19 protein-coding genes are annotated in these 24,172 nt (G+C 60.9%); 8 read left to right on the top strand and 11 right to left on the bottom strand.

Annotation, left to right across the window (positions count from 1 at the left end):
• Positions 1–376 precede the first annotated feature (376 nt).
• A complete protein-coding gene (locus tag L5014_RS07465) occupies positions 377–2,050 on the bottom strand; it encodes an electron transfer flavoprotein-ubiquinone oxidoreductase (protein WP_238462944.1) in 1,674 nt (557 codons plus the stop codon).
• Between the two features lie 321 nt (positions 2,051–2,371).
• Between L5014_RS07465 and L5014_RS07460 the strand changes: the two genes are divergently transcribed.
• The 4 genes from L5014_RS07460 to L5014_RS07445 are packed head-to-tail and all read left to right on the top strand — an operon-like array spanning position 2,372 to position 5,890.
• A complete protein-coding gene (locus L5014_RS07460; RefSeq protein WP_238462943.1) occupies positions 2,372–3,559 on the top strand; it encodes an NAD(P)/FAD-dependent oxidoreductase in 1,188 nt (395 codons plus the stop codon).
• A gap of 10 nt (positions 3,560–3,569) precedes the next feature.
• Positions 3,570–4,190 (top strand): HutD/Ves family protein, encoded by a 621-nt coding sequence (locus L5014_RS07455; protein ID WP_238462942.1) that lies wholly within the window; start codon positions 3,570–3,572, stop codon positions 4,188–4,190.
• Positions 4,191–4,210: 20 nt separating this feature from the next.
• A complete protein-coding gene (locus L5014_RS07450; RefSeq protein ID WP_238462941.1) occupies positions 4,211–4,960 on the top strand; it encodes an electron transfer flavoprotein subunit beta/FixA family protein in 750 nt (249 codons plus the stop codon).
• Positions 4,961–5,890, top strand: coding sequence for an electron transfer flavoprotein subunit alpha/FixB family protein (locus L5014_RS07445; protein WP_238462940.1), 930 nt, complete (start codon positions 4,961–4,963; stop codon positions 5,888–5,890). It begins immediately after the preceding gene.
• A gap of 112 nt (positions 5,891–6,002) precedes the next feature.
• Here L5014_RS07445 and hutG read toward each other — a convergent pair whose 3' ends face one another.
• From hutG to pruA, 7 genes are all read right to left on the bottom strand, one after another.
• A complete protein-coding gene (gene hutG, locus L5014_RS07440) occupies positions 6,003–6,806 on the bottom strand; it encodes an N-formylglutamate deformylase (protein ID WP_238462939.1) in 804 nt (267 codons plus the stop codon).
• Positions 6,807–7,016: 210 nt separating this feature from the next.
• The gene (locus L5014_RS07435) at positions 7,017–7,973 is read right to left on the bottom strand and encodes an Ldh family oxidoreductase (RefSeq protein WP_238462938.1); all 957 of its coding nucleotides are present in this window, start codon (positions 7,971–7,973) and stop codon (positions 7,017–7,019) included.
• Between the two features lie 177 nt (positions 7,974–8,150).
• A complete protein-coding gene (gene putA, locus L5014_RS07430) occupies positions 8,151–11,906 on the bottom strand; it encodes a bifunctional proline dehydrogenase/L-glutamate gamma-semialdehyde dehydrogenase PutA (RefSeq protein ID WP_238462937.1) in 3,756 nt (1,251 codons plus the stop codon).
• Positions 11,907–11,998: 92 nt separating this feature from the next.
• Complete coding sequence (locus tag L5014_RS07425) at positions 11,999–12,829, bottom strand: ABC transporter permease (RefSeq protein WP_238462936.1); 831 nt, start codon at positions 12,827–12,829, stop codon at positions 11,999–12,001.
• 4 nt (positions 12,830–12,833) lie between these two features.
• Positions 12,834–14,111, bottom strand: a complete 1,278-nt coding sequence (locus L5014_RS07420; RefSeq protein ID WP_238462935.1) for an ABC transporter permease — start codon at positions 14,109–14,111, stop codon at positions 12,834–12,836.
• A gap of 232 nt (positions 14,112–14,343) precedes the next feature.
• Positions 14,344–15,420: an ABC transporter ATP-binding protein gene (locus L5014_RS07415; protein ID WP_238462934.1), complete on the bottom strand. Its 1,077-nt coding sequence runs from the start codon at positions 15,418–15,420 to the stop codon at positions 14,344–14,346.
• Between the two features lie 32 nt (positions 15,421–15,452).
• Positions 15,453–17,063, bottom strand: a complete 1,611-nt coding sequence (gene pruA, locus L5014_RS07410; protein ID WP_238462933.1) for an L-glutamate gamma-semialdehyde dehydrogenase — start codon at positions 17,061–17,063, stop codon at positions 15,453–15,455.
• Positions 17,064–17,606: 543 nt separating this feature from the next.
• Between pruA and betI the strand changes: the two genes are divergently transcribed.
• Positions 17,607–18,269 carry a transcriptional regulator BetI gene (gene betI / locus L5014_RS07405; protein WP_238462932.1) on the top strand — a complete coding sequence of 221 codons (663 nt, stop codon included), beginning with the start codon at positions 17,607–17,609 and terminating at the stop codon, positions 18,267–18,269.
• Between the two features lie 11 nt (positions 18,270–18,280).
• On the opposite strand, the gene L5014_RS07400 is transcribed toward betI, so the two are convergent.
• Positions 18,281–19,282, bottom strand: coding sequence for a LysR family transcriptional regulator (locus tag L5014_RS07400; RefSeq protein ID WP_238463185.1), 1,002 nt, complete (start codon positions 19,280–19,282; stop codon positions 18,281–18,283).
• A gap of 76 nt (positions 19,283–19,358) precedes the next feature.
• A complete protein-coding gene (locus tag L5014_RS07395) occupies positions 19,359–20,210 on the bottom strand; it encodes an N-formylglutamate amidohydrolase (RefSeq protein ID WP_238462931.1) in 852 nt (283 codons plus the stop codon).
• Positions 20,211–20,631: 421 nt separating this feature from the next.
• On the opposite strand from L5014_RS07395, the gene fdhA reads away from it, so the two are divergent.
• The 3 genes from fdhA (at position 20,632) to L5014_RS07380 (ending at position 23,696) form a co-directional block, all read left to right on the top strand.
• A complete protein-coding gene (gene fdhA, locus L5014_RS07390) occupies positions 20,632–21,834 on the top strand; it encodes a formaldehyde dehydrogenase, glutathione-independent (protein WP_238462930.1) in 1,203 nt (400 codons plus the stop codon).
• Positions 21,835–22,142: 308 nt separating this feature from the next.
• Positions 22,143–23,072 carry a DMT family transporter gene (locus tag L5014_RS07385; RefSeq protein ID WP_238462929.1) on the top strand — a complete coding sequence of 310 codons (930 nt, stop codon included), beginning with the start codon at positions 22,143–22,145 and terminating at the stop codon, positions 23,070–23,072.
• 33 nt (positions 23,073–23,105) lie between these two features.
• Positions 23,106–23,696 (top strand): dimethylsulfonioproprionate lyase family protein, encoded by a 591-nt coding sequence (locus tag L5014_RS07380; RefSeq protein ID WP_238462928.1) that lies wholly within the window; start codon positions 23,106–23,108, stop codon positions 23,694–23,696.
• Between the two features lie 103 nt (positions 23,697–23,799).
• Here the strand turns inward: L5014_RS07380 and L5014_RS07375 are convergent, their stop codons facing one another.
• Positions 23,800–24,150 (bottom strand): RidA family protein, encoded by a 351-nt coding sequence (locus L5014_RS07375; RefSeq protein ID WP_238462927.1) that lies wholly within the window; start codon positions 24,148–24,150, stop codon positions 23,800–23,802.
• Between the last annotated feature and the right edge of the window lie 22 nt (positions 24,151–24,172).

Genomic DNA, 24,172 nt, shown 5'->3' with positions numbered 1-24,172 from the left:
ACCCTAACCAATCTGTTCAATTGCTCGCTTGATGGGTGAGACCGCTGGAGCCCCGGATGCTTCGCCCCCGACTGATCGCTTCTCACAGCGGTAAGGGACAGAAATCTTGTCCCTGGTTCCGTCACATTGGCTGAACATTGGTTCAATTAACATCATGATCCGGAAGCATCTGAACGGCATGATAGCCCGTCAAAAACGTATGGGAAGGGCAAATTTTACCAATTTGGCGGTTTTTGGCTGTAACCCAGGGAAAATCACAATGCCGAGCCATCAAATTCATTGAACACATGTTCAAGTGATTTATATTGAGCATCACCGTCGCTTATGAACCATGCCCATTGCAAGCGCGCCGCCGCCGGAGCGGCCCCGATGGGGCTCACATGTTCGGATAATTGGGTCCGCCACCGCCTTCCGGCGTCACCCAGACAATGTTTTGCGTCGGATCCTTGATATCGCAGGTTTTGCAATGGACGCAGTTTTGCGCGTTGATAACCAACTGGTTCTCGCCGGCGGCGTTATCTGCGAACTCGTACACCCCTGCTGGGCAGAAGCGCGACTCCGGCCCGCCATAGACGTCGAGGTTGACCCGCACCGGTACGGACGCATCCTTCAGCGTGAGATGGGCTGGCTGGTTTTCCGCGTGATTCGTATTGGAGAGGAACACCGAAGAAAGCCGGTCGAACGTCAGCTTCCCGTCTGGCTTCGGATAGACGATCTCCTTACACTGCCTGGCGGGGCGCAAGGTCTGGTGGTCGGCATGCTTGTGATGCAGTGTCCATGGCACGCGGCCGCCCAGCACCTTTTGCTCCAGGCCGACCATCGCCGTGCCGGTATACAAGCCCTTGCTCATCCATTGCTTGAAGTTGCGCGCCCGGTATAGCTCTTCCTTGAGCCACGAGCGCTCGAAGGCTTCGGGATATTCGGTCAACACGTCGTTTTGGCGAGCGCCGCACAAAGCACCGAAAGCCGCTTCCGCCGCCATCTTGCCGCTTGCAATGGCCGCGTGACTTCCCTTGATGCGCGATGCGTTCAGAAAACCCGCCTCGCAGCCGATGAGCGCGCCGCCCGGAAAAACCAGTTTTGGCAACGACATCAACCCGCCTGCGGTAATCGCACGCGCGCCATAGGAAAGGCGCTTTCCGCCTTCGAGAAACCTGCGAATCTCAGGATGGGTCTTGTAGCGCTGGAATTCCTCGAACGGCGAGAGGTAGGGATTCGTGTAGCCCAGTCCAACCACGAATCCCGCCACGACCTGATTGTTGTCGAGGTGGTAAAGGAACGAGCCGCCATAGGTGTCACGCTCGAGCGGCCAACCTGCGGTATGGATCACCAACCCTGGCTGATGGAGCTTGGGGTCGATTTCCCAGAGTTCCTTGATGCCAAGGCCATAAACCTGGGGGTCCGCATCCTTGCGCAACTCATACCGGTCCATGAGCTGCCGGCCCAGATGGCCGCGCGCGCCCTCGGCGAAGAGCGTGTATTTCGCATGAAGTTCCATCCCGAGCTGAAAGGTGTCGCCCGGATTGCCGTCTTTGCCGATGCCCATGTTTCCGGTGGCCACGCCCCGCACCTCACCGCGCTCGCCATAGAGCACTTCGGCCGCCGCAAAGCCCGCAAAGATTTCCACGCCCAGTTCCTCGGCTTTCTGTCCCAGCCACCGTGTGACATTGCCCAGACTCACGACGTAGTTGCCGTGATTCCTGAAATTGTCCGGCAGCAGCCAGTTCGGGACGCTTCGCGCTCCATCTTTCGAAAGAAACAGAAAGCGGTCTTCCGTTACCTCGACATTCAACGGCGCGCCCTGCTCTTTCCAGTCGGGAATGAGTTCGCTCAGGGCCCTGGGGTCCATGACCGCGCCTGAAAGAATATGCGCGCCCACCTCGGAGCCCTTCTCCAATACGCAAACGCTCACGTCCTTGCCTTGCTCGCGCGCCAATTGCTTCAAACGAATGGCCGACGACAACCCCGCTGGACCGCCGCCTACGATGACGACGTCGTATTCCATGGATTCGCGCGGACCGTATTGTTCAACGAGGGACTGTGTATTCATGTCAATAACCTTATACGGGCAACCTGGCGGGCAACCTCGCGACCTTCACGAGGCCACCCTGAGATCGAGCGACGCGCGGTGCGTCACGTGCAGCGCATCGTAAAACCGAATGTTTCGGGTCCGGGTGAAATAACGCCTGCTTATGCTCCACACAAGCGGAAGTTGCATTCGACGGATGAATCCCCTCCCGCTCCGGTGCGCGCTCGTGGCCCGATACTGATACTGTCTTTTGCTAAAAATCGCCCTTGCTTATATTTGCGCCTCCCTGTTTTCTTGCGGTCAAACTGCACCCACGACTTGACCAACGAAGGAAGCTGAATCGTGAACTCATACGATGTGGTTGTGATTGGCGCTGGGGTAATCGGCAGTTCGGTAGCGTTCCAGCTTTCGAAGCTCGGCGCGAAAAACGTTCTGGTGCTTGACCGGGGGACGATTGGGGCCGGGACGACCTCGCAGTCGTCGGGGATCCTGCGCACGCATTACTCCGTCAAGGAGAACGTCGAACTGGCGCGCAAATCATGGGATGTCTTCAACAACTTCGCCAGCTATCTCGGCGATGAAGAGGCCTCGTGCGGCCTGGTGAAATGCGGCTATATGATTGTCGCGAGCGAAGGCGACAAGCTCGAGCCGCTGCGCGCGTCGCTCAATCAACAAAAGGAGCAAGGCATTCCGCTCGAACTGCTCAGCGCACAGCAGGCCAAAGAGCTTCTGCCTATCGCCCGGTTCGACGACGCCGCGCTGATCGGCTACGAGCCGGAGGCCGGCTTCGCCGACGCGTATCTGGTGGCGACGAGCTTCGCACGCGCCGCGCGCCGCGGTGGTGTGACCATCCGCGAGAACGCGACCGTCAACAAAATTCTCTTCGAAGGCAACAAGGTCGTGGGCGTCTCGACGAGCATTGGCGACTTCGCGACGTCGATGGTCATCAGCACGCAGAATATCTGGACGCCGGAGCTCGCTGGCTGGACCGGCTGCAAACTGCCGATCATGCCGGAACGCCACGCCGTGCTGGCGCTCGAATGCGAAGCGGCCAAGTACACATTCACCATGCCGGTCTTCAAGGACCTCGCTTCTACCGGCATGCTGTACTACCGCAGCTACGGCGGCAACCAGATGCTCGTGAGCGAAGGCGTGGTGGGCGAAAAGCTGAGCACGACGGAAACCGAACAGGGCGACATCCCGATGGACTACGTCGTCGAAGTTGGCGCGCAGGTTGCCGAACGATTCCCCGAGTACGAGACGGCAGGCATTGCCTCCTCGTGGACCGGCGTGTATGACGTGACGCCGGACTGGAATCCGGTGCTCGGCAAACTGCCCGGTATCGAAGGCCTGGTCGTGGGCTACGGCTTCTCCGGTCATGGCTTCAAGCTGTCGCCAACGGTGGGCCGCGTGCTTGCGCAGGAAGCGCTCGGATTGACGACCGACGTGTCGCTCAAGCCGTATTCGATCGAGCGCTTCGAAACAGGCGAGCTTCTGACGGGCAAGTACGGCCTCGGCGCGGTGTCTTGAGGCGCCGGGCATGGCGGCAATCGAAGTTCGCTCAATCGCCGCGCTCCCCGTGGAGCGCTGGCGCAACGGCGGCGGCGTCACACGGACCATCGCGTCCGGTGCGTCCGGTGCGTCGGGTGCGTCTGGCGAGTCCCAGTGGCGCATCAGCCTGGCCGAAGTGGAACGCAATGGGCCTTACTCGCGATTCGAGGGCATTGACCGGATATCTTTCGTGCTGCGCGGCGCGGGCGTGACGCTGCGCGACGAGCATTCGGCCGTAACGCTCAAGACGTTCGAGGCAGTCGAGTACGACGGCAACGCGCAATGGCATGCAACGCTCATCGATGGTCCGGTGACCGCACTCAACGTGATGACCTCCAAAGGGCGCTATCGCGCAAGCGTCAGGAACATCGTGGGTCCGCTCACCGTGCCTTCTGGTTGCCTCGTGGCGGTCGTTGCGCTTCACGGCGGTTGCGCCTGGAGCGACGCTGCGGGTGAACCATTGGGCGCCATCGAAGCGGGACAGTTTCTGATCGCGGATTCCCTCGATTACGCCATTCGGTTCTTGCCGACTGCTCCCGCCGTCAACGAAGCCGTAAGCCCACAGCCTCCCGTGCTGGTGACCATCGAGTCAGCCAGCGCGCACGAATGATTGAATTTTAGGAAGACGAAATGAAAGTCATAACAGCAGTGAAGCGCGTCGTCGACTACAACGTGAAAGTGCGCGTGAAGTCGGACCATAGCGGCGTCGACATCGGCAACGTCAAGATGTCGATGAATCCGTTCGACGAAATCGCCACCGAAGCCGCGACGCGCCTGAAGGAAGCCGGCAAGGCGACCGAAGTGGTGGCCGTTTCGTGCGGCGTTGCCCAAAGCCAGGAGACCCTGCGCACCGCGCTTGCAATCGGCGCAGACCGCGGCGTTCTGGTCGAGACCGACGCCGAACTCCAGCCGCTGGCCGTCGCGAAGCTGCTCAAGGCGGTCATCGAGAAGGAGCAGCCGCAACTCGTTATCCTCGGCAAACAAGCGATTGACGACGACGCGGGCCAGACGGGCCAGTTGCTCGCGGCGCTGCTCGACTGGCCGCAAGCGACCTTCGCCAGCAACATTGAAATCGACGGCTCGACGGCCACCGTCACGCGGGAAGTCGATGGTGGTCTCGAAGTGATCGCCCTGCAACTGCCCGCCATCATCACGACCGACCTGCGCCTGAACGAACCGCGCTACGTGACGCTGCCGAACATCATGAAGGCCAAGAAGAAGCCGCTCGAAACCGTCACGCCGGCATCGCTCGGTGTCGACCCGTCCCCGCGGCTAAAGACGCTCAAGGTGGTCGAGCCGGCAGCGCGCAAGGCGGGTGTGACCGTTCCGGACGTCGCGACGCTGGTCGAGAAACTGAAAAACGAAGCGAAGGTGATCTAAATGACGACGCTTGTTATTGCCGAACACGACAACGCGCAGCTCAAGGCTGCCACTCTTCATACCCTCGGTGCCGCCCAGAAGCTCGCCAATGGCGTGCATGTGCTCGTTGCGGGCAGCGGGGCTCGCGCTGTAGCGCAAGCAGCCAGCAAGGTCGCCGGTGTGGACAAGGTCATCTTCGTCGATGCACCGCACCTGGCCGACGCCCTGGCTGAGAACGTCGCGGCTCAGGTCACGGCGTTGGCCATGGACTACTCGCACGTGCTCTTCCCGGCAACGGCAGCCGGCAAAAACGCGGCTCCGCGCGTGGCGGCCAAGCTCGATTCCGCGCAGATTTCCGACGTCATTGCGATCGACTCCGCCGACACGTTCCAGCGCCCCATTTACGCCGGCAACGCCATCGCCACCGTGCAATCGCCGGATGCGGTAAAAGTTGCGACGATACGCACGACGGCATTCGACGCCGCTGTGGCAACCGGCGGTAATGCCGAAATCGTGGAAGCGCCGGCTGTTGCCGATACGGGCCGTTCGAGATTCATCCGCCGCGAAATCGCGACCAGCAATCGCCCTGACCTCACCGCCGCACGCGTGGTGGTCTCCGGCGGCCGCGGCCTCGGCAGCGCCGAGAACTTCGCGATCCTCGATCCGCTGGCGGAAAAGCTGGGCGCGGCCATTGGCGCATCGCGCGCCGCCGTGGATTCCGGCTTCGCGGCCAATGATCTGCAAGTCGGTCAGACGGGCAAGATCGTGGCGCCGGAGCTCTATGTGGCCGTGGGCATTTCCGGTGCGATCCAGCACCTCGCAGGCATGAAGGATTCGAAGGTTATCGTTGCCATTAACAAGGATGCGGAAGCTCCTATCTTCGGCGTTGCCGATTACGGCCTCGTGGCCGATCTTTTCGACGCTGTGCCGGAAATGGTGAAGGCAGTCTGAACCCAACAACGGCCTCAAACAGGCCATCGGCTTCTCAGCAGTACCTTGGCCGCCTCGCGCAAGAAGTTGCGCCCTGGCGGCTTTTTTTCATTTCTGCTCGCCGAATCTGGCGCTATTGCTGCAAACGCCGAAGCGCACCCAACGCCGCGTCAAGCATCCCCTGCACGACCGGTTTCACCTTCGCCGCCAGTTCAGGCCGGTACTCGAACGGTGCGGTTTCGCTCATGTAGGTCGACTGACACATTTCCAGCTGAATCGCATGCACGCCGCGCTCGGGGCGGCCGTATTCCCGAGTGATGAAACCGCCCTTGAAGCGCCCGTTATGCACCCAGGTAAAGGGCTGGCCCGCCAGGCTGGCCGTCACCGCGTCAATGATGCGCGGATCGCAGCTAAGCCCTGAATGGGTGCCCAGATTCAGATCGGGCAACTTGCCTTCAAAGAGGCGCGGAAGGATGCTCGCGATGGAGTGCGCCTCCCATAGCAGCACGCGACCGTGGATACGCGTTAAACGCGCCAGCTCCGCCCGCAGCTTTGCGTGGTACGGCTGCCAATACCGCTCGAGCCGCTGCGCTTTATCCGCCTCCGATGGGCCCGCGCCGTTCCGGTATAGCGACTCTCCGCGAAAGGTCTCGGTCGGGCACAGCCCCGTCGTCGTCTGCCCCGGATAAAGACTCTCCCCTGTAGACGGGCGATTCAGGTCGATCACGTACCGGGAAATCTTCGCCCCGAGCACCGACGCGCCCGCGCTTCGTGCAAAGTCGTAAAGCCTGTCCAAATGCCAGTCGGTGTCTGCCACCGCACCGGCAACGTCGGTCAGTTGCCCGCGCACATCGTCGGGTATCTCGGTTCCCAGGTGGGGAATCGATACGAGCAGTGGAAGCCTGCCCTCATGGAATTCGTATACCTCGGTGTTCAATTTTTATCTCCTGCCGCAAAAAATCGGGACTGCGCCGGCTAACCAGAAGGGCGCAGTCGACACCGATGTCGCCTTTTGGGCCGATCACGCCGACGATCTGAACCAGCGATTCGCCGTCTGGCTCGGCCGGAACTGACGCTCTAACCGACGCCATTACCGAAGCCATGAAAGCCTGCCTCCCGAAGATCCGGTGCGGCAGGCGACGGGTTTTTAGCCTTCGAGCTTTTTGAGCAGTTCCTCTGGCACGTCGATTTCCGTAACGTTGAGGTGACTGCCGGGAATACGCACGCCTTGCGCGGCCAGACGCTCGATCTGCGAAGACAGGCGAGCGGTAAAGTCCTCGACCACGAGATCCGGTTTGATCGCCAGAACGAACAGACCCACGCCGGGCGACTCGCTGCCTTCGGCGAAACTCGGTGCGTCCATCGACCAGTTGCTGCCGGCCATCCCCGCCACCAGGAACTCCAGCATCATCGCGATGTTGGCGCCGCGCGCCCCGCCAAACGCGAGCAGCAGCCCCTTCACGGCTTCCCGCGCGTCGGTCGTGGGGTTGCCTTGCGCATCGACGGCCCACCCCTCGGGAATGGGGTCGCCGCGCTCCGCTGCCTGGCGTACGTTCACGAACGCCGTTGCGCTCGAGGCCTGATCGATCACGAACGGCTTTGCGCCCGCACGCGGTGCGCCGAACGACAAAGGATTGGTGCCGTACACCGCCTTTCGGCTCTCCAGCGTGGTCATCTGCGCCGTAGCGTTCGTGGTGGCGATGGCAACCAGACCGGCCTCGGCCAGACGGCGCGTGTAATACCCTAGCTCGCCCACCGTGAAGCTGTTTGACTGCAGCAACACCGTCACGCCGTAAGTCTTCGCGCGCTGCACGAGTTCAGCGAATGCCAGGTCGAATCCGAGCTGGGCGATGCCGCATTTCGCATCGACGGCGATCGCCGCAGGCGCGGGAAACGTCACCTCGGGCTTCGCGTCCTTCGCGATGCGCCCCTTGACGAAACCATCCAGATAATCGAACAGGTGAGCGAACCCCACCGCGCGACTGCCGGCCCATTCAGCGGACACGACCGCTTTTGCGAGCGCATTGGCGACTTCATGGCTGGCGCCGGCTTTTACCGCGGCTCGACGAGCGATATCGTGGGCTTCCTGTGTTTCAAGACGCACGGTCAGTTCCCTCAATTTACGCGTTTAATATTTTCCGTCTCTAAGAAACGTGCCGGGCCCGTTGCAATACCGGGCCCGTGCCGTGTGCATGCGTAAGCGGCAATCTACTTGTATTTTATGTGCCGCCCACGCGATCGCTTGCCCGCAAGCCGCGACTTCTGCGGCCCAGGGCATGATTCATGCGGCGTCTTCGCTCAACACCATCAACTGCGTGTTGCCACCCGCGGCACTCGCGTTCACCGTCGTGACACGTTCGCGCACGAGTTGCGTCCAGTCGTATTGCCCGTCCGTGCCGCGCTGCACCAGCGCCTTCATGTGCTCGGCCGCCGCGACGCGCAGACCGGCAAGCGCGAAGTGGTTTGCCTCGACCATCACTGCGTCAGGCTTCACGCCCACGCCTTCGCCTTTGATCACCGCCGCGATGTCCGAGGCGTTCACGACCCGGCACGCCGCGCCCAATACGCGAGCGATATCGTCCGATACCGCCGACTTGAATAGAAGCGCGGTATTGCCGAACGCACTGGCCATCATCACCTGTTCGAACACAACGGCCGGAGATTCGCCGGTACAGAGAACCTGCCCGCGCGGCAGGATCTCTACCGTGTTCTCTTCGCCGGTGAGCGCCGGCAGGCTGATCGTCGTCGTATGATTGACCCGTTCGTCGAGGCCTTGCTTGCACTTTGCGAGTGCCGTGCGCTGGGCGGAATCCGTGCTGCGCGCCGTAGCCAGTGCGAACAGGGCGCTCACGTTGTGGAGCCGCGACTTCTTTTCCCGGATCATTTCCTCGCGGCGGCTCTTGAGTTTCCCACCCGCCGATTCGATCGGGAATTCGAAGAACTTTTCGCTCACGGCACGCGCCGTCCGGGCGAATGGCCCCGCGTCTGCATTGAAAGCGGGCGCCGGTGTCGCGGTGAGCGCATACAGCGCCAGCGGACCGCCGAGCATCGGACCTGTCCCGCAAGCGCCCACGCCGCCGAACGGCTGCATGCCAGGCACGGTGCTGTGCATCGAGCGATTCACACAGACGCTATTGGCATTCGATGCCGAGAGCAGCTTGCCGGCTGCCTCGTTGATACGCGTATGCAGTCCCTGCACGCCGCATCCGATTGCGTTCAGGGCTGCCAACAATGCATCCATCTCGCCGGTCTTGTATCGGACGACATGGAGCACCGGACCGGAGATCGACGCGTTGATCGTCGAGAGCGCACCGAGATCGCGAATGTCGACGATGGCGGGGGCGACGAAGTTGCCTTTCGACTGATCGGCGGACAGCTTCCCGCGCGCCACCGGGTACCCGAGGCGGCGCATCTGCTCGATGTAGGCTTCGGCACGGTCCTTCGCCTCGCGGGTCGCGAGCGGTCCAATATCCGTGCCGACAAACAGCGGGTTGCCGGTAATGCGCTCACTCAGCATGCCCTTGAGCATCTTCAGCACCTTTTCTGCCGTCGAGTCTTGCAGACAGAGAAGACCCAGCGACGACGCGCTTTGACCCGCACAACTGAATGCGGACACCATGGCGTCCGAGATCACCTGCTCCGGCAACGCCGAGCTATCGACGATCATGGCATTCGCGCTGCCCACTTGCGCAAGGAGCTTCGGCTGACGCGCGCGCTTCGCCAACTGCACGCCAACCAAACGGGCCGTTTCTGCCGAGCCTGCAAGCAGGACCCCTCCGATCTCTTCGGAGGCCAGCAGCGCGCGCCCGACCACTGCGCCCGAACCGACCAGCAACTGAAGCACGTCCTTGGGCACTCCGCTGCGATAGAACGCGCGCACCGCTTCATAGGCGACGAGCGAAGCCTTCGACGACGGTTTGGCGACTACGACGTTACCCGCGGCAAGCGCAGCCGCGATGTGCCCGACAAACGTCGCCAGCGGCGACGATACCGGCGTGATGCTAGCGACGATGCCAAGACCGCTGCGCGTGCGCAGGCGGACGTCTGCCTTGACCTGCATGGCATAGAGACGGCAGAGATTGACCGCAGTGCGGACTTCTTCGGCAGCCTCGGCAAGCGTGGCGCCGTTCTCCAGCACGAGGAGCGCGCCAAGATGTCCGCTTGCCGCTTCGAGTTCCCCGGACATACGCTCGAGCAAATCCGCGCGCTGATTCAGGTCCGAGCGTGTCCAACTCGCGGCGACGTCCTTCGCCGCTGCAATAGCCTGTGCAACCGCACCCGATCGGCAGAACGAAACGCTGCCCACGACTTCGGTGGTGTCGCCTGCGCTGTAGACGAGATGCGTCGAATCGGATTCGATGTCGCCATTGTCGGCCACCAGCGATTGCGCAGCGATGCGGCTTGCTCGGATGGCACCCACCACCGCTTCGAAATCCGCGCAATTGCTGTACGAAATGGCCGCCGCATTCACGCGGCCGGGGAGCACGTCCACCGGCGTCGCAATGCCCGCGTGCGGCTTGCCGCCGGTGCGCGCGGCTTTGGCAACAGGATCCTCGACGATATCGGCAATGCTCACGGCCGGATCGACAATCTGGTTCACGAACGACGAGTTCGCACCATTCTCCAGCAAGCGGCGCACCAGATACGCGAGCAGCGTGGCGTGCGGGCCAACAGGCGCATAGATCCGGCACGGGCGGCCGAGCTTCGATGGGCCGACGACCTGGTCATAGACCGTCTCGCCCATCCCGTGCAGACACTGAAACTCGTATTGCTTGTTTCCGGCGAGCGTATGAACCGCTGCGATGGTGAACGCGTTATGTGACGCGAATTGCGGAAAGATCGCGTCCGGTGCATCCAGCAGTACCTTCGCGCACGCGATGTAGCTCACATCGGAGTGCACTTTTCGGGTGAATACCGGATAGCCCTGGAGTCCCGCATCCTGTGCGAGCTTGATCTCCGTGTCCCAGTACGCGCCCTTCACGAGACGAATGTTGATGCGGCGTCCCGTCGATCGTGCGAGCGCCACGACCCAGTCCGCGACCGCGTGGCCGCGCTTCTGGTAGGCCTGAAGCGAGATGCCGATGCCGTTCCAGCCGCGCAGCGACGGATCGTTGCAAAGCCGCTCAAGCATTTCGAGCGTCAACTCGAAGCGCGCGGACTCTTCCTGATCCAGATGGAAACCAATGCCGTACTTCTTCGCCAGTTGTGCCAGTTCGAGCAGCCGTGGGTAGAGTTCGACGAGCACGCGTTCACGCTGTGCGAGCTCATAACGCGGATGCAGACCTGAAATCTTCACCGAAACGCCCGGACCCTCGATGGGCCCTCGACCTTGTGCGTCCTTCCCGATGGCCTCGATGGCATGGCGGTACGACTCGAAATAGGCCTGCGCATCCTCGTCGGTGAGCGCCGCCTCGCCCAGCATGTCGTAAGAGTAGCGATAGCCGCCGCTCTCGCGCCCCTTCGCGGCGCCAATGGCTTCTTCGATGGTCTGGCCAGTCACGAACTGCTTGCCGAGCATGCGCATCGCGTACGCAACGCCAGCGCGGACGACAGCCTCCCCGCCCTTGCGCACGACGCGCGTGAGCGCTTCGGCGAGCGCGTTTTCGTCCGGCTGCTTCAGTAGCTTGCCCGTCACGAGCAGGCCCCACGCCGTCGCGTTGACGAACATCGAAGGCGACTTGCCAACGTGGGCACGCCAGTCGGCATCGACGATCTTGTCGCGAATCAGCTGGTTGCGAGTCTCGGTGTCGGGGATGCGCAGCATCGCCTCGGCAAGACACATGAGTGCGATGCCTTCGCGGCTGTCCAGCGAAAACTCCTGCGTGAGCAGGTCGACACCACCCGCATCGATGCGTGCGTCGCGTACTCCCTGCGCCAGGCGCGCGGCCAGTTCCTGGGCTTTCGCGAGCGTGGGTGCATCCATTTGCGCGCGCCGCATGAGCGTCTGGACCACCGCCTCTTCGGGAAGCGCAGATGCCTCAGCGATGCGTTGGCGCAGGACGGAAAGATTCGTCGTGTCCGTTTGCGTGACTTTCATTTCTGACAACATGATTTCATGACCGGGTTGGGTGCTACGGATTGCGAGTATCAAACTGTGCGTTTCAGGCTGCGAGTGTCGTCGCCGTTAAATCACGCCGCCGTGCCTCTAAGGCGCTCGGTTCTTCGGCGCAGAAGCTCGAGCGTCACGAGAAGCAGCGTCGAAATCACCACAAGAATGGTCGCCACCGCGAGAATCGTCGGGCTGAGCTGTTCGCGGATGCCGGACCACATCTGGCGCGGAATCGTCTTCTGGTCAGGGCCGGTCAGAAATAGCGCGACGACAATCTCGTCGAACGAGGTCGCGAAAGCGAAGAGCGCACCCGATATCACGCCCGGCGCGATAATGGGCAGCTTCACCTGCAGAAACACGCGCAGCGGTGACGCGCCGAGGCTTCGGCCTGCGCGCGAGAGCGTTTCGTTGAACCCGGCCAGCGTTGCGGTCACCGTGACGATCACGAACGGCACACCGAGTGACGCATGCGCGAGAATCAGCCCGGTCAGACTACTCGTCAGGCCCAGGGGACTAAACGCGAAATACACGCCAACGGCTGTGATGATGAGCGGCACGATCATCGGCGAGACGAGCAGGCCGGTGATCACGGCTTTGCCCTTCAGGCGCGGGCTCGTCAACCCGAGCGAAGCCGTCACGCCCAGCACCGTCGCAATCGTCGTGGACGCGAATGCCGTGATCAACGTGTTCTTCAATGCGAGCATCCAGTCCGGACTGCCGAGGAAGTCCTGGTACCACCGCAGGCTCAGGCCCGGCAGCGGGTACGTGAAGTACGGCTGGGAACTGAACGAAAGCGGCATCACCACGAGCACGGGCAGCACGAGAAACAGCAGCACGGCAAGCGAAACACCCAGGTGAGTGAATCGTCCCAGACGGCCCCAGACCGTCACGTAGGCGGGAAAATTGAACATGTCGTTACCCCAGTTTGATGCCGCCGCCCGTGAGCTTCACGAAGAGGCCGTAAATGATGAGCACGCCAACGAGCAGGATGGATGCAAGCGCGCTCGCGAGGCCCCAGTTCAAGGTCGTATTGACGTGATTGGCGATGTAGTAGCTCGCGAGTTGGTCGTCGGGACCGCCGACAATGGCCGGCGTGATGTAGTAGCCCACCGCGAGAATGAACGTCAGCATTCCGGCCGCACCCACGCCCGGGAGCGTCTGCGGGAAATAGGCCTGGAAGAACGAGCGCACGGGACCGGCGCCAAGCGAGCGCGCCGCCTTCATATAGATATGCGGCACACCCTTCATCACGCTGTAAAGCGAAAGAATCGCGTAGGGAAGGAGAATGTGCGTCATCGCCACCAGTACGCCGAAGCGGTTGTAGATCAGCGAGACACCATGCTTCGAGAGTCCCAGATGAATCAGCAGATCATTCAGGACGCCGTGAGTCTGGAGGACGACAACCCATGCCGTGGTACGGACCAGAATCGATGTCCAGAACGGCAACAGCACCATGATCATGAAAAGGTTGCTGTACTTCGCCGGAAGGTTCGCGAGAAAGTAGGCAACGGGATAGCCGAAAAGAAGGCAGAGCAGGCTGACCGCGAGACTGACCCATGCCGTGCGCAAAAACACGCTGACGTAAAGCCGTTCGCCGTCGGGTTGGCGCACGATGGCGCCGTGCTCGTTGCGTTCGAAGTCGAATGCCCTGAGGTAATACCCGAAGGTCCACGGCGACGACGCGTACTTCAGCGTCGACCATGCCTTCAGGTCGTCCCAGCGCGAGTCGATATTCGACAGACGCTGATGCCACGTGCCCTCACTGCTTTCGTCGATATGACGCGCGGTCTTCATGATAAGGCTGCGCATGCCGCCTTCGTCGTAGTTCAGGCGGGAGGCGACGCGACTCACGCCGTCCGTCCCCCTGGCGGCGGTCAGATCCTGCCCGAACGCGGCATAGATCTGCTCGCCGGGCAATTTCCCGCCGGCAGGGTCCCACGCACGCAACAACACTGCGGCATGCGGCAGTTCCTGCGAAACCGTCGGGTCGCGGAAACTTTTCGTCAGGAGACTGGCAATCGGAATGAGGAACGTGACGAGGAGGAATGCGAACAGCGGAAAGACCAGCAACATCGCCTTCGTGCGCTCAGTGCGCTCCGCACTGCGGAGCCTCGCCTTGAGGCTCTTCGAGTCAGAAACGACGACCTGAGTTGCGTCGGTTGTCGGGATAGCCATATCAGTCGGTAGAATCATCGTGGTTCAGCGGTCGCGACCGCGCCCTCCTCATCAATGCAACTGCAGATACGTTTGTGCGTGGGACAGCAGGAACGCGGTCTTCTTCAGGCAACGTCAATCAGTAATCCGAATAGTCGAACTGATTCGCTCCGCCTCGGTATTGACCTGGTATTGACCTGGTATCGACCTGGTATCGACCTGGTTTTGCCCTGAATCCGGACGCTTCGAAAAACTCTCTACGTCGTGACAGTTACTGCAAGGCTCGGCAGGCGTCGGCCATCCAGCCGACATCCACGGAGTCGCCGATACGCAGCTGCCGTGCAACACCGTCATTCGGCAGCTTCACGATGAAGTCGTTGCGCCCGCATACTTGCATGACCACGCGCAGATGGTCGCCGTAGTAGATGAGATCCTTCACACCGCCGCTGAATACGTTGTCACACGCACGCGCGTGCTCGCCCACGGCTATCCGCTCGGGGCGCAGCGACACCGAGGTCGAACCGGCGGCGCGAATGGCAGCCCCGGCGCTCGCGCGAATAGTGGCTCCGCCGTCGAGCTTGACCGTGCACGCCTTGCTTTCGACCGACGCCACCGTGCCCTTCAACTCGTTGCTCTCGCCGATAAAGCGGGCGACGAATGCGTTTTCGGGCTTCTCGTAGAGATCGGCCGGCGGCGCGAGTTGTTGAATGATGCCGTTGTTGAATACCGCGATGCGGTCCGACATCGTCATGGCCTCGCTCTGGTCGTGCGTCACGTACACGACCGTAAGCCCGCTTTGTTCGTGAATCTGCTTGATTTCGTATTGCATCTGCTCACGCAGTTGCTTGTCCAGCGCACCAAGCGGCTCGTCCATCAAGACGAGCGCGGGCTCGAACACGAGCGCACGAGCCACGGCGATACGTTGCTGCTGGCCGCCGGAGAGTTGCCCAGGCATACGGTTCGCGAACTTCTCCATGTTCACCATCGCCAGTGCGCGGCTGACCTTCCGGGCAATCTCATCCTTGGCGATCTTGCGAACCTTGAGTGGAAACGCAAGGTTCTCCGCCACGGATTTATGGGGGAACAGCGCGTAGCTCTGGAACACCATGCCGATATTGCGCCGCTCAGGCGGAATACGGTTAATCGGCTTCCCCTGAAGCAGTATCTCGCCATGCGTCGCGGTCTCAAAGCCGGCCAGCATCATGAGGCAGGTGGTCTTGCCCGACCCGGACGGTCCTAGCATTGTGAGAAACTCGCCCTCGCGAATATCGAGGTTGAGGTTTTTCACCACGAGCGATTCACCGTCGTAGGTCTTCTGAACGTTCTTGAACGAGACAATGGTCGACATCACAACTCCTCAGGGAAAGCCACACTCGGTGATCAGGCGCCGAACTTCCAGTCACGAGCCGGCAGATACGTTTCCTTCACCACACGCGGAGAGGCCCAGCGCAGCAGGTTCAAATACGAACCCGCCTTGTCATTGGTACCGCTCGCGCGGCCGCCGCCGAATGGTTGCTGACCGATCATTGCGCCTGTGGGCTTGTCGTTCAGGTAGAGGTTGCCTGCTGCATTGACGAGCACGCCTTCGGCCTGGTGCAGCGCGAAACGGTCCGTGCAGAAGATGGAGCCAGTCAGCGCATACGGGCTCGTCGCATCGATCAGTTCGAGCGTCTGGTCCCACTGGGCGTCTTCATAGACGAACACCGAGAGCACCGGTCCAAAGAGTTCTTCCTTCAGCAACGCGTGCTGCGGATCGCTCACTTCGAATACGGTAGGCTCGACGAACCAGCCCGGTTCGGTCCAGGTCTTGCCGCCGGAGACAAGCTTCACTGCGGAGTCATCCTTCGCGGCAGCAATCACGCGGCTGAGCTTCTGATGCGAAGCCTGCGAGATCACCGCGCCCATGAAGGTGCTGGAATCGGCAACATCGCCGACCTTGAGTTCGGCGAGGCGCTCACGCAGTTGCTGGCTGACTGCGGGCCACAGGCTGCGCGGAATGTACGCGCGAGATGCCGCGCTGCACTTCTGGCCTTGATATTCGAAAGCGCCGCGCACGAGCGCGATAGCGACCTCGGATGCATTGGCCGACGGATGGGCCAGCACGAAGTCCTTGCCGCCCGTCTCGCCAACAAGGCGCGGAATCGTGCGGAACGCGTCCACCTTCGACGCCACACCCTTCCAGAGCGACTGGAACACCGCCGACGAGCCGGTGAAGTGAATGCCAGCGAGATCCGGCGACGAAAGCGCGACACGCGTCGTCAGCTCGGCATCGCCGGGGACGAAGTTGATCACGCCCGGCGGCAAGCCGGCTTCTTCGAGTGCTTCGAAAAAGATGTAGTTCGCCAGCGCCGACTTTTCGGACGGCTTCCACAGCACCGTATTGCCCATGATGGCCGGCGCCGTGGTCAGGTTCGCGCCGATGGCGGTGAAGTTGAACGGCGACACCGCATAAACGAAACCTTCCAGCGGGCGCCAGTCCGCGCGGTTCACCGCGGTCGCGACGGACATCGGCTGTTCCGCGTAGACGCGCTGTGCGTTGTACGCATTGAAGCGCAGGAAATCGATCAATTCGCATGCGCTGTCCGGCTCTGCCTGATCGAGCGTTTTGCTTTGACCGAGCATCGTGGCGGCGTTGATCTTGGCGCGCAGACGTGTCGCAACGATATCCGCTGCGCGATGAAGAATCGTGGCGCGGCTCGCGTGCGTCAGGCTCGCCCATTCACGGGCCACACCCTTGGAGCTGGAAATCGCTTCCTTGATCTGGGCTTCTGAGGGGCGATGAATGCGTGCAAGCAGGCGTTGCGTATCGTGAGGAGCCCGAACCTCCGTGACTTCATTGGAAAAATACCGCTTGCCGCCGATCACTGTCGGAATCTCGACGACTTCACGCTGTTCGAGCGCGCTGCGCAGCGCGGCGCCAGACTCGGTGCCTTCGCCAAATTGAACTTCGGCTTCATTCGCCGGCAACGGAAATTGTGGACCAGAAATCACGCTTACTCCTTACCAAAAAAGTTGGATGAGCAGTTGAGCAGTCACCGGTTCAACCCGGGACAACCCTTAGCAGGTGCAGGTTTGCGGGCCATTCGAGGCACCGTCAACGCTCAGTGCCCAGACTAGTGGGTGCAAAAAGAACAACCGCTTAGTTAACTTCGCTTTATGTTGTAAATCGTTGCCCGTTATGACCGACGGTTGAGGGCGGGGTCCATCGGATCGATCGGCGCGCAAACGACACGCACTGAACATGGACGCCCTTGAAATCTCGCTTAGAGCTGAACACTTGTTCAGTATCAATGACAATGACGGGACTATATATCCGTTCTCCGAGATGTCAAAGTCGATTGGATAGGGGTTTTCACGCAGAAACAGCCCAACATCGCGCGATTCTAGGGTAAACGCCATGGACCATAGCCCTAACTTAAATGAACAAACGTTCAGCATTTCAGCAAGAGCAAAGCCGCTATACTTCTATCTCCATGAACGAATGTTCAGTTTTCGGGGCGCAATACCGCCCTTTCTCTGACTGAGGACAGCACCATGCGTCGCGACGAGGAACACGCCGTCAAGGTTGAAAGCCGGAAGGAAGAGCCCGCGGAGTACGACGGCATGCGCCTTAAACTCGTCGACGCCACGCTGGAAGTGGTGGGTCAAGTCGGTCTGGAAAACCTGACAATCCGGAAAGTGAGTGAGCACGCGGGAGTTTCAGTGGGCCTGGTGCATCACCACTTCGAGAACAAGAGCAATCTCGTCTACAAGACGTTCGTCTACATGATCAGGAGCGTTCGCAACCAGCTGATTGCTGGCCGGCGCAAAATAAGCGACCCCGTGGAACGCCTGAAATTCACGGTCGACATGTGTTTTAGCGACGAAGTCATGAGCCCCGGCGCCGCGAACGTATGGCCGCACATGTGGAGTTCTTCGGCGCATGAGGTGGACGTGCAACGTCTATGCGCGGCGTTTTCGCGACGCCTGCGCTCGAACTTCATTCACGATTTTCGACAGGCGGGCTGCGACGCAACGATGGCAAACATCTATGCAATACAAGCGTTGGCGCTCACCCATGGTCTGTGGATCGAGCACCGGGTGGCCGGCACGGTTTCTATCGAGGAAGTGCTGGCGATCTTCCACGGCGTGATCGACAACGCGACAAACCAGGGGTGGAAGACGAGCTTTCGCGGCCTCGCCAACTTCGGGCACTAAGCCTGGCGGCACTATTCGTCTTCTGTGTCGCCCACCTCTTCGGGCTTCAGCGAAAGCGCTTTCGCAATGTCGCGTGCGACCTGCCGTTCAAATGCGCGCCGAATCAGATCGTAGAGATCGGTCGGAAGATGGCCGAGCTCGTTTTCCCGATACGAAAGATAAAACGAACGAGTGAGCCGTCCATACGGCCGCCCGTGCCGCGAAAACGCTGTCAACGGAACCACGCGAACGTCGGGCACGTAGTGACGGGATTGCCACAAGCACAATGGCGTCGTGATGGCGAACCCCAGGCCCGCCGCGACCAGGCTCAGCATGGGATCCGTGGCGTCGAACTCGCAGGTGCGTTCGATGTTTTCGCCGTGCGACGAGAGATAGGTATCGACGTGCTGGCCGATGACCGAGCGCGCGCTATATCGAATGAACTGCAGATGGTTGCTCAACTCGGTCAGCGTCGTGTAGCGGTCGACTTCGAAGCTGCCGGGGAGAACCACGACGTAAGGCTCGGAGAACAGCTTCCTTTTGCGGATGCCGGAAGCATGCGACGTACTGCTGGTCGTCACGGCCATGTCGAGCTGCCGGGCCTCAAGCTGGCCATCGAGCGCAGGCGTGATGCCAGACCAGAGCCGTATATGGTGCGATGTGCCGGACAACGCTTTAATGGCGATCGGGCCGATGGTCGCTGCAAAAGAATCGACACACCCGAGGCGTACCACGACCCGCTTTGCGCGAGTGACATTGCGCACGCTCTCAACCATCTGGTCGGCGCCTTGCAGGAGGACCGTGGCGTGCTCGAACAGGCGCTGACCTGCAGCCGTTGGTCGAGCCGGGCGCGTTGCCCGGTCGAGCAACGTCGTGTCCAGTAGCGTTTCGAGCGCCTTGATACGCTGCGAAACACCTGCCTGCGAAATCGCCAGGCGACTTGCCGCATCCGAAATCGAGCCGGCCTCCACCACCGCCACCCAGCTGGCAAGGAGGTCCCAATCAGGATATTTTTCTGGCGCGCTGTCTTTCATCATTGTGGAGGCATCCATCCCAAAATTTAGCACGTCCCGGACGCGCCGTCCGCGCCAAACCGGTCGATCTCCGTGGTTAATCGGTGCACCTCGCGGCGTCGAGCGCGCCGAGCACATCATCGGAAGCAGCCGGGAGTTTCAGGACCGCAGCGCCTGCGCGATCCAGAAGTGCCGCCATGTCGTCTTGGGGTGAATCGCAAGCCAACCCCGCTTCGCTGCTTGCCTCGAGTTCGCTACGCCATTTACCGGCTATCTCCACTTCGACGACATGAACGCCGCTCTCGGGCACGCCATAGTGCTGCGCCGCGAAGACGCCGCCGAGCTTGCCGTTGACTACCCACGACCGTCCGTGCTCTTGAGCAGCATCGGTGAGCGCGGCAACCACTCGACGGTCGCACGCTGCGCCGTGATGCGTTCCCAGGTTGAAATCGGTCCCTCCAGCCTGCTCGCGGTACGGCGAAAGCCACGAGCTCGCGTGCGAGAAAAGAACCGCAATGTTCTCGTGCATTTCCCTGAGGCGGACGATCTCAGCAGTCACCATCTGATGGAACGGAAGCCACCAGGCGGCGATCCTCGCAGCAACCGCCGCCTCGTCTGGCTCGCAGTCGTGCGGATAGAGCGGCTCCCCGCGCGACGTGTGCGTCCTGCACAGTCCCACCCGATTCAAACGCGGGGATAGCGACCGATTGTTGGTCGCCACGTTCGGGTCGATCACACAAGGGTGAATGCACGCCGAAACCGTCGACATGCCGTTTTTGCGCGCGGTGGCGATCCATGCGACGCCTGCCGGGTCGGACAGGCGCCCATCAATTGGCGCCCAGGCTGGATTGGTCAGCAATTCGGCCGGTACGCCGGTGCCGATGTGGGGCGCGACTACCAAAACCGGCCCGTTACCGCGGGCAATGAGCCCGAAGTTTTCGCTCTGCATGCATTCCCCCGTCAAATCGTGGCGACCGCCGCCTAGCCGAAGTCCTCGTGTGAACGTATATCGATTACGCTTTCTACGCCGCCATCATAAGGGTCGCTTATATTTTTCATCGCCGCGACTGAATCAAGGCGCGATAGACCCTCGCTTCGTGCGGCGGCACGACGAACCGCCCCCGAAAATCTCCCAATACCGGCCGCCTGTCGAATACGCGTCCCGCTCGAATAACTTGAAGTCATGCCAGCGTGAAAATAATGCGCATTGACGCCGCGGGTGCTCGATCCAATACTCACCGCTCATCGAGAAAGCGAATCAGCGCATGCACCGGACCTAAGACCGCTTTGATGGTCGCGGTGAGTGCTCTATTCTGGCCGGCCGTTCACAACGATTCGCGCCACCCTAAGTCACTCAATCAGGAGACAGCATGTCAGGAAATCGCGGCGTCGTTTTCACCGGCCCTGGAAAAGTGGAAGTGCAGAATATTGCGTTTCCCGAACTCTCCGATCCCGCCGGCCGCAAGGCCAACCATGGTGTCATTCTGCGGGTCGTTGCCACGAACATTTGCGGATCCGATCAACACATGGTACGCGGCCGCACGACTGCGCCGGTCGGACTCGTGCTGGGCCACGAAATCACGGGCGAAGTGATCGAGGTCGGCTCCGACGTGATGACGCTGAAGAAAGGCGACCTGGTGTCGGTCCCGTTCAACGTTGCTTGCGGGCGCTGCCCCATGTGCAAGGCGCAAAACACCGGGGTCTGCCTGAACGTCAATCCGGCGCGTCCGGGCGGGGCCTACGGCTATGTCGATATGGGCGGCTGGATTGGCGGCCAGGCGGAATATGTCATGGTTCCATTCGCCGACTTCAACCTGCTTAAATTTCCCGATCGCGATCGCGCAATGGCGAAGATCCGCGATCTCACCTGCCTGTCCGATATTCTGCCCACGGGCTATCACGGCGCCGTGACCGCCGGCGTTGCGCCCGGAGCCAGCGTCTATGTCGCAGGTGCGGGCCCGGTCGGGCTCGCGGCCGCTGCATCCGCGCGACTCCTGGGCGCCGCCGTCACGATCATCGGCGACGTGAACCCGAAGCGTCTCGAACACGCTCGCCGCGTTGGATTCGAAACGGTCGATCTTTCGAAAGATGCGTCGCTGGCCGAACAGATGTCGGAGTTGCTCGGCGAACCGGAAGTCGACTGCGCCATCGATTGCGTGGGCTTCGAAGCACGCGGCCACGGGCATACCGGCTCGCAGGTCGAAGCGCCAGCGACGGTGCTCAATTCGCTGATGGAAGTAACGCGCGTGGCCGGCAAGATCGGCATTCCGGGGCTGTATGTCACCGACGATCCCGGCGCGGTGGATCCGGCCGCCCAAAAGGGCAGTCTTTCGGTACGTCTCGGCCTCGGCTGGGCCAAATCGCACTCGTTCTTCACCGGCCAGACGCCTGTCATGAAGTACAACCGTAACCTGATGCAAGCGATTCTTTGGGACAAGCTCAATATTGCCGAAGTCGTCAATGTGACGGTCATCGAACTCGATCAGGCACCGAGCGGCTATGCGGAATTCGATTCCGGTGTCCCCAAGAAGTTCGTGATCGATCCGCACGGTAGCCTTAAAGCAGCCGCCTGAGCGTCACACCCGTCTTGCTCAGGCGAACCCGATTCGCGAAGAAGTTTTCGCCGGCCGTTGGCCGGCTTTTTTGCTTGACCAGGGCCTGGCATCCCGAACAACGAATCGCCATTTCTCAAGCACCGCTTGTGCTATCTATAAACCAGGCTGAAGAACAACCTTGGTCCGATACCGCTCGCTATGCTGAATACACCCGTTTGCCCGTCGTGAGCAGCACCGAAGGGATCACGGACACCTTGGCCCCTACCATCCTGGCAGCCGCCGCAAGCGCGCCCGGTAATGGCAGATAACCCTGTTTGGATCGTACCTTGATACGGACCTATACCGCCTTCATTCTCCTCGGCCTGTTCTGGGGATCAAATTTCATCTACATGAAATGGGCGGGCGCATTGATCAGCGCAGGTCAGATTTCGTTTTTGCGCATCCTGTTTGGCTTCGTGCCGTTGGCGGCGCTCGCGTGGCGTAGCGGCGTACTGAAGTCTGGGCAGGTTCGTTATCTGCATCATCTGGCGGTGATGGCCGCGCTCCCCACTGCCTTTTGCTACTTCGCCATGGCGAAGGGCACCGCGCTGCTTCCGTCCGGTATTGCCGGCGTGCTCGGCGGGTCGCCGGCCATTTTCACCTCAATGGCATCGAGTCTTTTTTTGCGCAACGAGAAGATGAACCGGTTGATGGTTTCCGGCATTGCGTTGGGCATAGTGGGGATTACGCTCATCGCCCGACCGTGGGCCGCTTTGAGCGACAGCGCCCCTATCAGCCTCGAAGGCGTCGCGTGGATGATGGCTGGCTCGATCGTCTTCGGAATGTCGTATATCTACGGCCGGCGCTTTCTCTCCCCGACCAATCTCCCACCACTAGCCATCGTGACCTGGCAGATGGGCCTGGCATTGGCCATGCTCTTTTTCGTCACCGATCTCGATGGCACCGGCCAGATTCTTCACGACGCGCGTGCCTTGGCAGGCATGGTGATCGGTCTGGGATTGCTCGGTACTGGCGCATCGTTTCTCCTCTACTATTTCCTCCTCCGGGAACTGGGCGCAGTTGCTGCCTCTGGCGCGGTCTATGTCACACCTGTCATTGCGCTGATGATTGGCTGGGCTGCTGGCGAGCATGTGGGCCCGCTGGAGGTCGTGGCGACACTGTTGATCCTTTGCAGCATCGCCATGCTCGAAGTCGGTCGACAACGCACCACTCGACCGGAAGCAACACCCATTCAGACAGCGGTAAGTCCTGATTGAATAGGGCCGAAATCGTGAACTGCCGGAGCAGCTATGTATCAGCGACCTAAAAATCTGGAACATTTCCTCGGCGTTGCCCAAACACTGTTTCAGGCAAAAACGCTTCCGGATACTGCACGCCGGTTATCGGCGAAGGTATTCGAGCGTCTGGAACAACCGTCCGACGATGGCAGGCGAAACAGGGAACGATTTCCTGCCTGTGAACTTCTCGACTCTGCCTTGGCAGCTCTGCTTGTCGACCAGTCCAATCTTGGCGTGGCCGCCCGCGCGATCAAAACGCTCGAACCTTCGATCGGCTGGCAACGGCGTACTTCCGGCTTGAATGGAAGCGATGACTACGTCGAAAAACACGTCCATGGAATAATTTGCGGCCCCGGCGGCATGGAAAGCCGCTATGACGTCCAGTTGGGTTTTTCCTTGCTCGCGCCTCACACCCGATATCCGGATCATCAACATCCCCCGGAAGAGGCCTACGTGCTGCTGAGCGCGGGTGAATTCAGGCAGTGCGAGGGAGACTGGTTCGATCCAGGCATGGGTGGCGGCCTGCACAACGCTCCTAATAGCGTGCACGCCATGCGATCGGGAACCACCCCATTAGTCGCGATGTGGTGTCTCCTTGTTTAATCGAAAGCACAAGTTAGCAGACGCATACCCGCGCGCAGGACTTCCGTGAAATGCACCGCTGCCATGCGCACTCGCCTGGCAGCGGAGCCCGTAAAACGTCCAATCAGGACGCCGCCACGATTACCACTTCGATGAGCTTTTCGGGCTGTGCCAACACCGCGCCCACGGTGGCACGAGGCGGTGTATGTCCGGGCGCGACCCACGCATCCCATACCTCATTCATTGCGGAGACCTGAGACATGTCCGCCAGGAAAATCTGACAAGAGAGGATGCGCGATTTGTCCGAGCCATGTTCTGCAAGAAGTGCATCGATTGAGGCCAGCACCTGGCGGGTCTGCCCTGCCATGTCCTCGGTGATATCGCTCGGCACTTGCCCAGCCAAATAAATTGTGCCTTGATGCACAGCGACCTCGGAGAGGCGCTTCCCTATGTGACTACGCTTGATTTCAGCCATGACTTCGTTTCCTGTCTAACGA

The sequence above is a fragment of the Paraburkholderia tagetis genome, from assembly GCF_022213065.1.
In the GTDB taxonomy this organism is placed as follows: Bacteria; Pseudomonadota; Gammaproteobacteria; order Burkholderiales; family Burkholderiaceae; genus Paraburkholderia; species Paraburkholderia tagetis.
This window is presented reverse-complemented; position numbering and strand designations above follow the sequence as displayed.